This window comes from uncultured Mesonia sp. (assembly GCA_947499595.1).
Classification (GTDB): Bacteria; Bacteroidota; Bacteroidia; order Flavobacteriales; family Flavobacteriaceae; genus Mesonia; species Mesonia sediminis.
Map to the genome: position 1 here is coordinate 1 of CANMOY010000014.1, position 14,266 is coordinate 14,266.

Sequence of the window (14,266 nt, forward strand, 5' to 3'; positions counted from 1 at the left end):
TAGCTTATAACTTGAAAAGGATCTTGAAGTTAATTAAGCAGAAGAAATTGTGCTTCACCAATGTCAAAACCGCTATTAATCACCTAGAAATGCAACTAGCACTCATTTTAAACTGTTTTTACGCACCTAAAAATCATTTTCAAAAAATATTGACTCCTCGATAAATTTCATAAAAATCAGAAAAATATTATTTTTAAGAGCATTAATTGGTAGTTTTGAGACTGACTGCCGTTACCAAACATTTGACAGAACCAATGAAAAAAGGAATTTTAACAACGATAATTGGAATTGTGATTATCGGAATTGCTTATTTCGGAATTGAAATGTTTGAATTTGCAAAAGGAGTTAAAGAAGACGCTCAAAAAAACGGAATTAAACTGGAACAAAAACCTATTGTAAAATTGACTGAATTTAAAAATGGATGCTGGATTAGTACGGCTGACTCTCTTTCTGGAATTGAAATTAAAAACGGAAAATGGATAATGTTTTACAAAGGAATGGAAACTGACTCTTCCGATATTTACAATTTTAAAATACGAAGAGAATACATAAAGGAATTAGGAACTGAACATAAACCTTTCGAATTTCTAACAATAACAAATGATTCTGACACTTTAGAATATTCTATACTTGAATACAGTAAAGAACTCTTGAGTTTGAGTTATATTCCGAAAGGAAACACTCTGAATTATGAACCTGAAAAATAAAAACGTTTGGTAACAACGTGTATAGTTCATTGCTTCTGAAATTCCTATCGGAAATTAAAAAACCCTTATTTATAAGGGGTTTTAGTTAAAAAGGCAACAATAAGGCAACAAATATTTGATTATAAGAACTAATCAAAGGAAAGAAATAATAGATAAAATTAAGAACTTATTAAACGATAAAAATAAAACCGTTCGTGTAGAACGGTTTTATAATTTAAACATCAACCGTTAATTAGCTGTTCCAGAGCCTAAATAAACGCTGTTTGAGACGATACTACCATCAGCAGTAATAAATGCCATAAAAAGCTCAACAGTATCACCTGCATAGGTACTTGGAATTGTAATGATTTGAGATCCTACAGTTCTATCAGCACCATCAAGAATATACATTGATTCTTTTTTACTTGGATTGTAAACTAAAATCATTGCTTTATCAGTTGCATTTGCATTACCTTCAGCAGAGTTATCATCCCAAGTAAATTCTACTTGTCCCGCAGTTGCTAAATCTGTTGCAGGGTTCAATGCTCCAGATAGATTACCTCTACTTAATAAAGCTAAAGAATAATCTACAGTAAAGTTTGGTGCAGCTCCTGTAATCGCATTATTCAATACATAAGACATTGCTGCATTAAACTCTGTTTTTTGCACCGCATAAGATTTATACCCTTTCTTGATAAAACCTAAATTCGGTTGAAGATACTCCAAAGTAACAGTAAACTTGTTTCTTTGGTTAACTTGTCCTTCTGTTCGTGGATTTGCCACATTTGAAGGCTTAATTCTCAAATAGTCAATACCTTTCCAAGAAGCACCAACTACGTTTCCTACTTTACCTGATACACCGCCCAGGATTCCTTGTGAAATAACACCCATTGTATATAAAATTTAAAATTAATACTTGTTCGAAGTTGGTACGGACTTGGTACGGTCTTTAACCAACACAAGTAATATATGGCAAATACTATGCTAATAGATTGATTTGGTTTTTGTTGCCCTTTGTTGCCCGATTTTGCTTTTTAGAAAATAGATTTTGTATGTATGACACTTTTAAATCTGCCATTTTTGAAATTACTTTTTGAAGTTCAGCTTCTTTTTTACAAATTGCTGACACTATATTAATATGCTTTTGTAACTCAAATTCATCATTTAACAACGATGTGTAACTATTTTTTAAGGTGTTTCTGCAATCATCTATTGAGATAAATGGAATAACACTCCCTTTTAAATAATAAGCATAAAAACCGCCTATTTGCAACATCATTGATAAATGGTAAAGGGTTTGTTTTTCTTCTTCGGTTGATGTAGATACAACAAAACAATTAGGACAAGGATTTATTAAAGGCTTTCCGCAGTTTTGCCCTTTGTTCAGAATAAAAAAATGAGGTTGCGAGTAGGTTCTTCCGATTTGGTGTGTTTTCAGTTCAAAAGTTGACATAGCTATCCAATTTAAAATTGCTTCGCTACGCTTCGCACCATTAATTTTTTAAAAGAAAAACAATAAAAAAAGAAAGCCGTATGTTCTTGTGGCGTGGATAAGGCTGTCAAGGTTTTTGGAAAAAATACTACCCTCTTTTTTTAATAATATTGGGGTGGAGATTTTTTTCAAAACCCGTAGGGCGTGACCTTTATAGCCTTGCGCGTTGGCTGTGGTAGCCACATATATTTGCTACCTTTTTTTATTTATTTTTTGTTGTTCTAAAACATCTAATATGTCTTGTTTTTTGTAAAAAATTCTGTTGCCCATACGAATTGGATTTAAAATGCCGTGTTTATTCCAGGAATGTATTGTTACTAAACTTATCCTTAAATAATCAGCTACTTCTTGTCTTGTTAGGATTTCATCATTTTGTTTTTTAGATAATTCTTTAAGGTAGTTTTCAATTTTAAACATTAGTTTATCTGCTACCGCATCTGCTAATTCATCTATTGTAACCTCTGTGATTTGGATTGTTTTTGTAATCATCTTGTTTTCTTTTTAGTTAATTGATTTCCACTTTTTGGGGCATAAACTCTTAAAAAAATAGGTTATCACCAATTTGAGCATTGGATGAAGCGGTTGTATGGGTAGCGTTTTAAATAGTTGTTTGATAAAACAGCATTTAAACAAGCTACTTATACAGGACTTTTAGGCAATAGCTTTTTGTTTTTTTGAGGTACGAGAAAAAGCAATATGCTATGGCGTATTACTACATTTTATGAACCTATTTTTTTAAAACCGCTGACTTGGGTGGTGGGGAAAAGTGGTCTTTTATATTTGTTAACGAAATGAAACAAACAAAGACTTGAGGTAAGGAATACTTGGACTTAACGATGGTTTTGTGCAGCTTGAATGAGGTAACGAATATGCATCATTTTAAGCTAAAATTTCAAATGGCTATTGTTTCAATTTAGTTCAGATTTTTATTGAAAGTTCGGGTGTGCGCGTGGGAAAAGCGGCTATTTTACATAATGGCGTTATAACTACAGCTTTGGTGATGCGGTGGGTGTAGCGGCTGCTATTATAACTACCCGTTATGTAAACATAGCTTGGGGTAGTTTTTGGTGTGAGGGATGGCAACAGCTCTTTGCTTTTTTATTGTACTACTTTTAAAATATAATAGCAAATAAAATAAGCAATGTGCTGTGTGAGGGTTGGCAACCAAAAACTACAAGTGCGGTGGATAGCGGAACAAAACAAAAGACAGAGGATTTTGAGGTACGAAAAAACTGGGTTTTGGGTTGTGGGGACAATTACCAACTCATTCGTTGTAATCTAACTGCATTTAAAATTGCTAATAATGCTACTCCTACATCTGCAAAAACTGCTTCCCACAATGTGGCCATACCAATTGCGCCCAAAATCATAAAGATAATTTTTACACCGAAAGCCAGACCAATATTCTGCCATACGATGCGTCTTGTAGACCGACCTATTTTTATTGCCCTTGCAATTTTAGAGGGTTGGTCGGTCTGGATAATGACATCCGCCGTTTCGATGGCCACATCACTACCCAAACCACCCATTGCAATGCCAACATCACTTATCGCCAAAACCGGGGCATCGTTAATACCATCGCCTATAAATGCTACTTTGGTTCCGGATTGCTTTTTGAGTTCTTCGACTTCGTTCAATTTGTCTTCAGGCAACAATCCACCTTTTGCCCAATCGATATTTAACTCTTTTGCAACTTGTTGTGTAATAGAGTCCTTGTCGCCTGATAGCATTATAATCCTGGAAATTCCTGAATCTCGAATTTGTTTAATGGCTTGGTGTGCATCATCCTTTAATTCATCTGCAATGGTTACATAACCTTCAAATTTTCCGTCAATAGACACCATAACAATTGATTCTACAATACCATCTGTTTCCGAAGGAACTTCAATACTGTTTGAGGTCATCAATGCTTTGTTACCTACAAGTACTGTTTTTCCGTTGACCATCCCTTTCAATCCTTTTCCGGCAACCTCTGAAACATTGGTGGCCTCATAATCAGAACCGTCCGCTTTATATTCCAAGATCGCCTTGGCAATGGGATGTGTGGATTGTTCTTCCATCGCCATCAGGTACTTCATAAACGTTGCCTTTTCTAATGTTATGGGTTTGATTTCCTTTATTTTGAATACCCCGTGAGTAACGGTTCCTGTTTTGTCCATTACTACCGTATTCACTTGGGTCATTGCATCCAAGAAGGATGCACCCTTGAATAGAATACCGTTTCGGGATGCTGCACCCAACCCACCGAAGTAACCCAGGGGAATGGAAATCACCAATGCACAGGGACAAGAAATTACCAGAAAAATCAAGGCCCGGTATAACCACTCCTGAAATACGTACCCGTCCACAAAAAAATAAGGTAAAAACGTTAAGCATACTGCTAAGAAAACTACGATAGGAGTATAGATGCGTGCAAATTTCCTTATAAACAGTTCGGTCTTTGATTTACGTGCTGTGGCATTTTGCACCATATCGAGAATTCGAGCAATGGAACTATCCTTAAATTCCTTGGTGGTTTCCACTTCTACAACACCTTCTAGATTGATGCTCCCGGCAAAAACCTTGTCTCCTTTGGCAATGGTGTCGGGTTTGCTTTCCCCCGTAATCGCTGCGGTATTGACCGATGCTTTTTTAGATAGCAATTGGCCATCTAAAGGGAACTTTTCACCTACGCGCACTTGTATTTTTTCTCCAATTTCAACGGTCTCGGGATCGACCGAAACATAATCGCCGTTCCGATACACCACGGCCTCATTAGGACGTACATCAAGAAGCGCCTTTATGTTGCCCTTTGCTCGTTTTACAGCTGCGTTTTGGAAAAGTTCGCCCACGGCGTAAAACAGCATTACGGCCACACCTTCCGGGTATTCCCCAATGGCGAACGCCCCTAAGGTTGCGATAGACATTAGGAAGAATTCGGTAAAGAAATCACCGTCCCTGATACTTTTCCATCCCTCTTTTATAACAGGAAAACCAACGGGGATGTAGGCTACCGCATACCAAGCGATTCGTACCCAACCTTTAAAAAACGGAAAGGCATCAAAGTAATCAATAGCAATTCCCGCTATCAACATCACAAAACTGAATATGGAAGGGATGTATTCCTTAATGCTCAGTTGTAATGAAACCTTATTTTCAATTGAAGGATCCTTGAGGTCTCTTAGATTTAGTTTTTTCTTTTTCATATATGTTTTATTTTAAAATAGTTTTAGAACAAAAAATACCATTGTCAATAGATAGACGATATAGGCTGCATCGAACGCGAATATCTGCCATCTGCTAAAACCGTGAAGTTCCTTGCTTTGATGGACAAAAAGGGAGTACAAAAGCGGCATCAGTCCAACGAAGGCAAGATTCACCCAAAACAACTGGAAATCTTCGATAGGGGTAGTAACCAGCGCCAACGGGAAAAAGGCGACCGTCATCGTAACAGCATTATCTGCGATAACACTAGTGGTGCCTGCCGTTACTTCGCCTCCTTTCACCACGCTCCAGGTCTTAAATATTTCAGGCGCGGTGGTCATTATACCCGTGATGAACAATCCCCCAACGATTTCAGAAATATTCAGGGCCGAAACAATATTTTCTGTTGCCTTAACAATAAAAAAAGCACCCACAGCTATGGCCAGGGCCCCGGCCACGGATAACCAGACTTTCTTTTTGTCCCATTCTACTTTTTCGCCCTTTTCCCTGCCTTTTATAATGGCATGCGTTAAAAAAGCAGCATAGGCAGCCAGCATAATATAGCCATCGATGGGTTGTAATCCACGCCAGGCTTTGGGAAGGGTTAGTATAGCTACCAAAGCAATGATTGCCAGGTAGGGGATGGACAATACCGAAACAGAACGTTTGTTCAGAGCCAGTAGGTTGGCATCCAGATGTTTTTGGTGTTCCTTATTATTTTTAAATTGCTTTCTGGAAGCGAAATAGGCTATGCTAACCATCAACGGAATGGAAATTATATTGGAACCCAAAAGGTTGCCCAGACCAATTTCCGATACTCCCCGGGCTGCACTGGTAACGTTTACAGCTACCTCGGGGCTGGCGGTCACAATGGCAAGGAGAGCTGCTCCTGCAGAAGCTGTAAGCCCCCATTGCTTACGGAGCATCTTTAAAGGCGTCAAGAGTTGGTCCGCACCCCAATGGGCAGCCCAAGCTGCCAATCCCAATACTACTACCCAAAGCCAAACGTTCATAACTAATCGTTGTTTATAATTTTTCTGTTACCCTCAGTATATTTCAACTTTTTATTTTCCGATATTTTCTGGTCTTTTTTTTGTTGGCTTTGAAAGATCAGGAGTAAAATCACTCCCGTGCTAATCCAGACATCTGCGGTATTAAATACAGGGTCAAAAAAAGTAAATTGATTACCTCCCCAAAATGGCATCCATTCCGGAAGCCTTGTATCAATAATGGGAAGGAACCACATATCCACGACATTGCCATTTAAAAATCCAGCATATCCACCCCCTGACGGGAATATTTCTGCAACGTTTTGTACTGCCGGATCACTTTTTTCAAAGATCAGTCCGTAAAATGCACCGTCAATCAAATTGCCCAATGCACCTGCGTATATAAATGCTGCACAGATTACAAAAACCTTTGCATATCCTTCACGTATCATCTTTTTGATATAAAAAGTCCCCCAAACAATGGCGGCCAGCCGAAATAGGATCAAAACAAGCTTGGCCAGATATCCCTCCCCAAACTTAAAGCCCCAGGCCATTCCGGGATTTTCCAAAAAATGCAAGCGAAACCAATCCAGGCCAAATACGTAGTACTCCTCGCCATAATAAAAATGGGTCTTCACATAAATCTTTATGGTCTGGTCTATTGCCAACAACAGTAAAATCAATAATGCTACACTACTTTTATTCATAATTTCCTATTGTTTCCCAACGTCTTGTGCAACATATATTTGCATTATTTAGATAATTTTAAAATTCTTATGGCGCCCCGCATTACAAACGTGAAGACGATGCCGCCAATCACCAAATCGGGCCATTTGCTATTCAGAAAATAGACCAGTACCCCTGCCACTATAACCCCACCGTTTACAATAATATCATTGGACGTAAAAATGGCACTGGCCTGCATATGGGCCTCCTTACTTTTAGCCTTGTTTATCAACCAAAGCGAAATAAGGTTCCCCAGTAGGGCTAAAATGGAAACTACAATCATCCACTGGAACATTGGTGTTTCACTACTGGTAAAAAACCTTCTTAATACCTCTGCAAAACCAAGTGTTGCCAATGCCATCTGAAAATACCCGCTGAATTTTGCGACCTTCTTTTTTCTTGAAATGGCACCGCCTACCGCGAATAGGCTTAGCGCATATACGATGGAATCTGCCAGCATATCCAACGAATCCGCCACAAGTCCCATAGAAGAGGAAATCCAACCTGTGGTCATTTCGATAACGAAAAAACCAAAGTTGATGCCCAAGACCCACCAAAGGATTCTTTTTTGTTTGGATTGGTCTTCCATTACGGGTGGTTCGGCTTCTGTGGTTCCCTCTAAAGAATCCCCAAGGTTTAAACCGGCTATTGATGTTTGTATATCTTCAATGCCATCCACATGATATACTTCCAATTTCCTGTTGGGAATATCAAAATCCAAATATTTCACTTGAGCATAAGATTCCAACTTCATCCGGATCATCTGCTCTTCCGAAGGGCAATCCATTTTGGTTATCTTAAATGTTGTTTTCTCCATTATCTCTTTTTTTATTTTTAATATTCGTTATAATAGTTGTCCTTTATCCGGATACAATTGTTACAAAATCCTTTTAGCAGCAGGTTTACTTCTTCTGCCTGAAACCACTCCGGCAAAGGCACTTTTGCTCTTCATCTTTCTCCCATTTACCAATGTATGTTTCCCAGTAGCTCTTTTGAATTTTTAGGAACCCCCGCAGGCTATCCGGTTTCATCAAAGACATAGACATTTCATTTCTTTGCCTGTATGCTGAATTATTCAGTGTCTGGACACCCTTCTGGAGGAATAATGTTTTTTGCACTCTTTTAGGAGCAGCGTCTTTTCGCTGAAACTTTTCAGTGTCATAGAAAACCTCCGCGGCTTCTTTTCCACTCATGCAGATCGTTTCCTTTAACATCAAACGGGTTCTAAAAATATCGGACCAAAGCTTTTGACGCTTTTTCTGAATAAATTCATAGCCGTCACGAAGTAGCGTCAAACTACTATCGATGTTTTTGTCTTTCGGAATAGTTCTCATGCTCTTTACATTTTTAAAATATTTATTTTATTTTTTAGACCATAAACTTAAACTTAATACAAACTGATTTAAGTCTTATGAAATGATTAAAAACTGCCTAATCCGATTTTACAATTAAATTAAGGCCGTTAAATATGCAACGCTCTGTCTTCGGTGGCTGCCAGACAGGCCTCTTTAAAGGTTTCTGAAAAAGTTGGGTGCCCGTGGGACATCCTTGCAACATCTTCGGCAGATGCCCTGAATTCCATCGCTACCACCGCTTCGGTATAGCTGTCTGCAATGCGTGGCCCTATCATATGCACTCCCAATATCTCATCAGTTTCTTTATCTGCGATTACTTTTATGAAGCCGTCGGTGTCCATACTTATTTTCGCCCTTGCGTTGGCCTTAAAAGGAAAAGAGCCTGTTTTAATACTTCTTCCTGCTTCTTTCAATTCTTCTTCGGTTAAGCCTACCCCGGCCACTTCGGGCTGGGTATAAACAATATTAGGAATAAGCGAATAATTGATATGTGGCTTTTGATCTGCTATCCTTTCGGCTACAAAAACGCCCTCTTCACTGGCTTTATGGGCAAGCATTGCCCCTCGGATTACATCCCCAATGGCATATACACCCTTGACATTGGTTTCAAGGTTCTCATTTACCGTTACCTGTCCTTTCTCATTGGTTTCCACGCCAATGTTTTCAAGGCCTAAATTGGCGGTGTACGGTTTCCGGCCAATGGCCATAAGGCAATAGTCGCCTTCTAAATTCATTTCTTTTTTATCGGACAGGTTTTCCGCTTTCAATTCAACTTTGTTGTCCGTTGCTGTTGCATTGGTCACTTTATGTTCCAAATAAAACTCAATTCCCTGTTTTCTTAGGGAACGATGCAATTGATGTCCCAGTGCGCCATCCATAGTGGCGATGAGGCTATCAAAATATTCCACAATAGACACCTTAGAGCCCAGGCGGGCGAAAACAGAACCTATCTCAACCCCGATAACGCCTCCACCAACGACCAATAAATGGTCGGGAATTTCCTGTAGCACAAGGGCCTCGGTAGAAGAGATTATCCTTTTTTTATCGATTTTAATATTGGGCAAGGAAGCGGGTTTGGACCCTGTGGCAATGATAATTTTATCGGTTTCTATAGTTTCCGTTTTAGCTTCGGCCTTAATCTCAATCGTGTTTTTGTCCTTGATGGTGCCGTGGCCTTCATAGACGGTAACTTTGTTCTTTTTCATCAGATACCCAACGCCATTGATGATTTCCTGTACCACATCCTGAACCCTTTGGTTCATTTTTTTGATATCGACATTGGCTTCTTTTACATCAATCCCAAAATTTTCGAATTGATGTTTGAGTTTGTAATAATGCTCAGAGGCTTCAAGCCAGGCTTTTGACGGGATACAGCCCACGTTAAGGCAGGTGCCGCCAAGCGTGCTGTACCTTTCAATAATGGCTACTTTTAATCCTAATTGGGCGCAACGTATAGCGCTTACATACCCGCCAGGGCCAGAGCCTATAATTGTTACATCATATTTTTCCATATTCGTAAATTTTTTAATTAAATAAGGTGGGGGAAACCTTAAGCTGACCAGGGGCGCAAGGGTTCAGTTTTAAGGTACTCCCACCTATTATTTTTTACTACAATTTTTACATACCCCTTTTAATACCAGGTTCAAATCGTTTATTTCATAATCGTCCGGCAAGTTTTGTTTCGATATTCTATCCGGCAAGCAAATAGTTTTTCCGCAAACGGTACAATGAAAATGCATATGTAAATCTGAGATGTTTTCATCAGAAAGTGCATATTTTGCAACGGCCGTTCCATCGTCAATTTGGTGCACCATGCTTTTTTTCTCAAAGAGCTTTATCGTCCTATAGAAAGTGGTCTTATTGGCTGTTTTGATATTTTTATGGATAAAGACTTTTTGCATTTCATTTAAACTTACCGCATAAGTTTTCCTTTTGAGGTATTTGTAAATTTTCAACCTCATTTCAGTGGAACGTATCCCTTTGGACGATAATTTTTTTTCCGTTTTTGTCATTTTATATTCTTTCGAAAAACAGTCTAAGTCCGGATTTTCTATTCTTTTTTATAAGCCAAAAGCCTTAACGCATTAAAAACCACCAGTAGTGTGGAACCTTCATGGATTACAACCGCCATTCCAATATTTGCCAAGCCGAATATGGTTGAAGGTATAAGTAGGGCAACAATACCAAGGCTTACCCAAAGGTTCTGTCTGATAATCGCCTTTGCCTTCCTGCTTAAGCCTATGGCAAAGGGCAGGGTTTCCAACTTGTCGGCCATTAGCGCAATATCCGCCGTTTCCAGGGCCACATCACTTCCAGCAGCACCCATAGCTATTCCTACAGTGCTGTTTGCCATGGCAGGGGCATCATTAACGCCATCGCCCACCATTGCCACCTTGGATTCCTTTTCTTTTAATTCTTTTATAGCATCCACTTTTTCTTCCGGCAATAGGCTCCCCCAGGCATCGGTCAATCCTATTTCTTCTGCTACAGCGTCTGCTACCTTCTGGTTATCACCGGTAAGCATGATCATTCGTTTAATGCCGATTTCTTTTAATTTTTTAAGGGTTCCCTTGGCGGCTTCACGAGGGGTATCCATCAGGGCGATGATACCTATATATTCTTTGTTCCTTCTTATGAGCATTGTGGTATTTCCACCACCTTCAAGTTCTTTTACTTTATTCGATATTTCTTCGGATGGTATTGCTTCATCGAGGTCTTCGTACAAGTCAAGGTTTCCAATATAGATTTTATCCTTGCCAAAGGACGCTTTGATACCTTTTCCTAGAACCGCTTCCAAATCTGACGCATCGGTAATATCAGTACCTTTCAGACGCTCTTTCCCATCCCTTACGACGGCTTTGGCCAAAGGGTGGTCGCTCAAGTTTTCAACGGCAACGGCTATCTTTAACAGTTCATTTTCTTCAATATTTCCCAGTGGTACTACTTCGGTAAGTTTGGGCTTGCCTTCGGTAAGCGTGCCCGTTTTATCAAAAGCCAAAGCGGTAATGACCCCTAAATCCTCAAGTGGTCGCCCACCTTTGATAAGTACACCGCCCCGTGCTGCCCGTGCCACACCGCTTAATACCGCACTTGGTGTTGAAATGGCGAGTGCACAGGGGCTGGCAGCTACCAATACTGCCATTGCACGGTAAAAACTGGCACTAAACGGTTCATCAATGACCAAAAAGGCAAAGAGTAGGATACTAACCAATATCAGTACGGATGGTACAAAATATTTTTCAAACTTGTCGGTCAACAGTTGGGTAGGGGATTTCTGGGTCTGTGCCTCATTCACCAATTTGACCAGTCGGGACAGCGTAGAGTCTTTGGCTTCTTTGATTACCTTTATTTCCAGAGTATTATTACCGTTGATAGTTCCAGCAAAAACGCGGTTTTCGTCCTTGATATCATCGTCTGCTGAATAGTCCTTGCCCGTATCTTCCACAGGAATTTTGTCCACAGGTACACTTTCCCCTGTGATAGGTGCTTGGTTGACACTGCTTTTTCCTTTGACCACAACACCATCGGCAGATATTTTACTGTTGGGCTTGACCACAATGATATCACCTATAATTAATTTTTCAATCCCGACTTCTTCTGTCTTGCCATCTTTTTTGAGCAATGCCGTTTTTGGTGCCAAATCTGCCAGTGCCGCAATGGACTTTCGGGCCTTTTCCATTGCATAATGTTCAAGGGCGTGCCCCAAACTAAACAGGAACAATAACAATGCACCTTCTGCCCATTCTCCCAGAATGGCGGCACCAATGGCGGCAACCAACATTAAGAAGTCAATTTCAAAACCGCCTTTGGCGACGGTCTGTACTGCTTCCTTGGCCGTAAAGAAACCACCGAAAAAGTAAGCGCCAATGTATAAAGTAAGACTGACCCAATCTGGGATGGATTCCACATAGGAAAGGCCGAAACCTATTCCGAGAAGTGCCCCACAGATAATGGAAAAAATGAGCTCCGTATTTTTACCGAAAATACCACCGTGGGCGTGCTCTTCTCCTTCCTCGTGGGTCTCGCCTTCTTTGTGCTCGTGTCCCTCTGTGGAAGTTTGCTCTTTAGTCTCTTCCTTCTTTGAACGCTCCTGTTTTTTGGATGCTTTGGTGTAATCATTTTCGTTTGAAGCACTGCGTTGAACCTGAAGGTCTTCCTTTTCAATTTGTTTGCTTATTTCATCAAAATTTGTTTGCTTTTTATCAAACTCAAGTCGTACCATTCCAGAGCCTGAAACGGAAGCTTCCAAAACTCCATTGATTGCCAAAAGGCTTTTCTCTATGGAACGAGCGTGCCTTGTATGTCTAATCCCCTCAACCTCTAAAAGAAGATGACCATATTTTTCTGTAATTTCTGCCCCGGCATTTTCCGCCAAAGATTGAATTCGGTCAATAGAGATAATGTCCGGATCATAATGAAAGCACAGTTGCGGCACCGTATCTTCCTGATCATCTACTATATGTACTTTTTCAAGACCCTCTTTGGCCTCTAATTCAGCAATGAGCCTTTGCACACAAGTGTCTTTTTCATTTGGCACCTGAGGTAGCAATACCGGAATTTTTAGTTGTAGCTTTTTCATATCCCTATTGGTTTAATATCCATCTTTTAGCTTCTTCCTTTTCGGTAAAGTCGAAATATTTAACTTCCGAGCTTGTAAAAAAATCAGTGGCTTTAGCAGCCCATTCCTGCCATTCTTTTTCACCCACAAAGGCCATCTTTCCATAATCTGAAATATGGGCGGTATCAACTTTTAAATCTTCCCATAAGCCTTTGAGATCGTAGCCCTTAAAGTTAACTAGTTCAAAAAAGAAATTCACCTTATTTCCATTTTTGACAATATTATGTATCAAAGGATGGATTTTCTCTATATCCTCTTTAGTAATCTTACCGCTTATTGAAGCGGATATCAAATTGCTTTTTTCGACATTTTTGATTCGTATCATTGTTTTAAGTTTTTATGAGCAGATTGGTCTATGTTATATTTTAGCTTCTTTGCTTTTTGGCATTTTACACATGCCCCCTTCAAAACTAAATTTACTTCGGTTATTTCGTATTTGTCAGGTAAATTTTCCTGTGGAACTTTATTGGGCAAACAGAAGGTTTTGCTGCAATTCATACAGTGAAGGTGTAAGTGTAGATCCAGCGAATTCTTATCAGAATATGCATATTTTGCGGTAGCCGTACCGTCATCAATTTGATGTATAATCCCTTTCTTTTGAAATAATTTTATACTCCGATAAATTGTTGTTCTATCTCGTGTATGTTTACTTTTTTTAACGAAAGCCGTTTCTATTTCCCTTAATGTTACAGCATAAAACTTTCTTTTGAGATATTTATAAATAAATAATCTCATTTTGGTAGGTCTAATCCCGTTGTTTCTAAGTGTTTCTTCGGCTTTGGTCATCTCATAAAATTAAACGCCACTACATTTCTCACATATTCCCTTTACTACCAGATTGATATCCTCTGCCACATAGCCTTCGGGCAGGTTTATCTGAGGGATTTTGTGCTCTGTAAGGCACACGGTTTCCCCGCAACTATTGCAATGAAAATGTAAGTGAAGGTCGTTTCCCACCTCACATTCACAATTGTCTTCGCACAGGGCATATTTAATGATGCCGGTGCCATCCTCAATTTGATGCACGATTCCTTTTTCTTCAAATGTCTTCATAGTACGGAAAAGCGTACTCCTTTCCGAGCTTTCGAAATCCTTTCCAAGGTCGCCTAAGCTAACGGCCACATTCAGTTGTGCCAGCCGTCTATAGGTCATCAAGCGCATTGCCGTAGGGCGGATGCCTTTGCTTTCCAACTTTTTTACTATTTTTTCCATTTGCT

15 protein-coding genes are annotated in these 14,266 nt (G+C 39.5%); 1 reads left to right on the plus strand and 14 read right to left on the minus strand.

What is annotated here, in order from left to right; translation table 11 throughout:
• Window positions 1–254 precede the first annotated feature (254 nt).
• The gene (locus ACH2AZ_RS11915) at window positions 255–707 is read left to right on the plus strand and encodes a hypothetical protein (protein WP_394908025.1); all 453 of its coding nucleotides are present in this window, start codon (window positions 255–257) and stop codon (window positions 705–707) included.
• Between the two features lie 228 nt (window positions 708–935).
• Here the strand turns inward: ACH2AZ_RS11915 and ACH2AZ_RS11920 are convergent, their stop codons facing one another.
• From ACH2AZ_RS11920 to ACH2AZ_RS11985, 14 genes are all read right to left on the minus strand, one after another.
• A complete protein-coding gene (locus ACH2AZ_RS11920) occupies window positions 936–1,577 on the minus strand; it encodes a DUF6266 family protein (RefSeq protein ID WP_027885438.1) in 642 nt (213 codons plus the stop codon).
• A gap of 88 nt (window positions 1,578–1,665) precedes the next feature.
• Window positions 1,666–2,139: a DUF6943 family protein gene (locus tag ACH2AZ_RS11925; protein WP_394908026.1), complete on the minus strand. Its 474-nt coding sequence runs from the start codon at window positions 2,137–2,139 to the stop codon at window positions 1,666–1,668.
• 231 nt (window positions 2,140–2,370) lie between these two features.
• A complete protein-coding gene (locus ACH2AZ_RS11930; protein ID WP_125466304.1) occupies window positions 2,371–2,667 on the minus strand; it encodes a helix-turn-helix domain-containing protein in 297 nt (98 codons plus the stop codon).
• A gap of 767 nt (window positions 2,668–3,434) precedes the next feature.
• Window positions 3,435–5,363, minus strand: a complete 1,929-nt coding sequence (locus ACH2AZ_RS11935) for a heavy metal translocating P-type ATPase (protein WP_394908027.1) — start codon at window positions 5,361–5,363, stop codon at window positions 3,435–3,437.
• Window positions 5,364–5,375: 12 nt separating this feature from the next.
• On the minus strand, window positions 5,376–6,374 hold the full coding sequence (locus ACH2AZ_RS11940) for a sodium:calcium antiporter (RefSeq protein WP_009778867.1): 999 nt from the start codon (window positions 6,372–6,374) through the stop codon (window positions 5,376–5,378).
• A 2-nt stretch (window positions 6,375–6,376) separates the two neighbouring features.
• Complete coding sequence (locus tag ACH2AZ_RS11945) at window positions 6,377–7,057, minus strand: lipoprotein signal peptidase (protein WP_027885441.1); 681 nt, start codon at window positions 7,055–7,057, stop codon at window positions 6,377–6,379.
• A gap of 44 nt (window positions 7,058–7,101) precedes the next feature.
• A complete protein-coding gene (locus ACH2AZ_RS11950) occupies window positions 7,102–7,893 on the minus strand; it encodes a cation diffusion facilitator family transporter (RefSeq protein WP_027885442.1) in 792 nt (263 codons plus the stop codon).
• Window positions 7,894–7,978: 85 nt separating this feature from the next.
• On the minus strand, window positions 7,979–8,410 hold the full coding sequence (locus ACH2AZ_RS11955) for a hypothetical protein (RefSeq protein ID WP_027885443.1): 432 nt from the start codon (window positions 8,408–8,410) through the stop codon (window positions 7,979–7,981).
• Between the two features lie 128 nt (window positions 8,411–8,538).
• Complete coding sequence (gene lpdA / locus ACH2AZ_RS11960; RefSeq protein WP_394908028.1) at window positions 8,539–9,942, minus strand: dihydrolipoyl dehydrogenase; 1,404 nt, start codon at window positions 9,940–9,942, stop codon at window positions 8,539–8,541.
• Between the two features lie 87 nt (window positions 9,943–10,029).
• A complete protein-coding gene (locus tag ACH2AZ_RS11965; RefSeq protein WP_394908029.1) occupies window positions 10,030–10,443 on the minus strand; it encodes a Fur family transcriptional regulator in 414 nt (137 codons plus the stop codon).
• A gap of 38 nt (window positions 10,444–10,481) precedes the next feature.
• Complete coding sequence (locus tag ACH2AZ_RS11970) at window positions 10,482–13,010, minus strand: heavy metal translocating P-type ATPase (protein WP_394908030.1); 2,529 nt, start codon at window positions 13,008–13,010, stop codon at window positions 10,482–10,484.
• A 4-nt stretch (window positions 13,011–13,014) separates the two neighbouring features.
• On the minus strand, window positions 13,015–13,374 hold the full coding sequence (locus ACH2AZ_RS11975) for an STAS/SEC14 domain-containing protein (protein WP_027885449.1): 360 nt from the start codon (window positions 13,372–13,374) through the stop codon (window positions 13,015–13,017).
• A complete protein-coding gene (locus tag ACH2AZ_RS11980) occupies window positions 13,371–13,835 on the minus strand; it encodes a Fur family transcriptional regulator (protein WP_051191359.1) in 465 nt (154 codons plus the stop codon). Before ACH2AZ_RS11980 ends, ACH2AZ_RS11975 begins: the two co-directional genes overlap by 4 nt.
• A gap of 9 nt (window positions 13,836–13,844) precedes the next feature.
• Window positions 13,845–14,261: a Fur family transcriptional regulator gene (locus ACH2AZ_RS11985; RefSeq protein ID WP_027885450.1), complete on the minus strand. Its 417-nt coding sequence runs from the start codon at window positions 14,259–14,261 to the stop codon at window positions 13,845–13,847.
• Between the last annotated feature and the right edge of the window lie 5 nt (window positions 14,262–14,266).

Coding starts and splice junctions, on each gene's coding strand:
- ACH2AZ_RS11920 (WP_027885438.1), bottom strand. CDS start 1,577: ATGGGTGTTATTTCACAAGGAATCCTGGGCGGTGTATCAGGTAAAGTA.
- ACH2AZ_RS11945 (WP_027885441.1), bottom strand. CDS start 7,057: ATGAATAAAAGTAGTGTAGCATTATTGATTTTACTGTTGTTGGCAATA.
- ACH2AZ_RS11970 (WP_394908030.1), bottom strand. CDS start 13,010: ATGAAAAAGCTACAACTAAAAATTCCGGTATTGCTACCTCAGGTGCCA.
- ACH2AZ_RS11925 (WP_394908026.1), bottom strand. CDS start 2,139: ATGTCAACTTTTGAACTGAAAACACACCAAATCGGAAGAACCTACTCG.
- ACH2AZ_RS11980 (WP_051191359.1), bottom strand. CDS start 13,835: ATGACCAAAGCCGAAGAAACACTTAGAAACAACGGGATTAGACCTACC.
- ACH2AZ_RS11940 (WP_009778867.1), bottom strand. CDS start 6,374: ATGAACGTTTGGCTTTGGGTAGTAGTATTGGGATTGGCAGCTTGGGCT.
- lpdA (WP_394908028.1), bottom strand. CDS start 9,942: ATGGAAAAATATGATGTAACAATTATAGGCTCTGGCCCTGGCGGGTAT.
- ACH2AZ_RS11965 (WP_394908029.1), bottom strand. CDS start 10,443: ATGACAAAAACGGAAAAAAAATTATCGTCCAAAGGGATACGTTCCACT.
- ACH2AZ_RS11930 (WP_125466304.1), bottom strand. CDS start 2,667: ATGATTACAAAAACAATCCAAATCACAGAGGTTACAATAGATGAATTA.
- ACH2AZ_RS11955 (WP_027885443.1), bottom strand. CDS start 8,410: ATGAGAACTATTCCGAAAGACAAAAACATCGATAGTAGTTTGACGCTA.
- ACH2AZ_RS11950 (WP_027885442.1), bottom strand. CDS start 7,893: ATGGAGAAAACAACATTTAAGATAACCAAAATGGATTGCCCTTCGGAA.
- ACH2AZ_RS11975 (WP_027885449.1), bottom strand. CDS start 13,374: ATGATACGAATCAAAAATGTCGAAAAAAGCAATTTGATATCCGCTTCA.
- ACH2AZ_RS11985 (WP_027885450.1), bottom strand. CDS start 14,261: ATGGAAAAAATAGTAAAAAAGTTGGAAAGCAAAGGCATCCGCCCTACG.
- ACH2AZ_RS11915 (WP_394908025.1), top strand. CDS start 255: ATGAAAAAAGGAATTTTAACAACGATAATTGGAATTGTGATTATCGGA.
- ACH2AZ_RS11935 (WP_394908027.1), bottom strand. CDS start 5,363: ATGAAAAAGAAAAAACTAAATCTAAGAGACCTCAAGGATCCTTCAATT.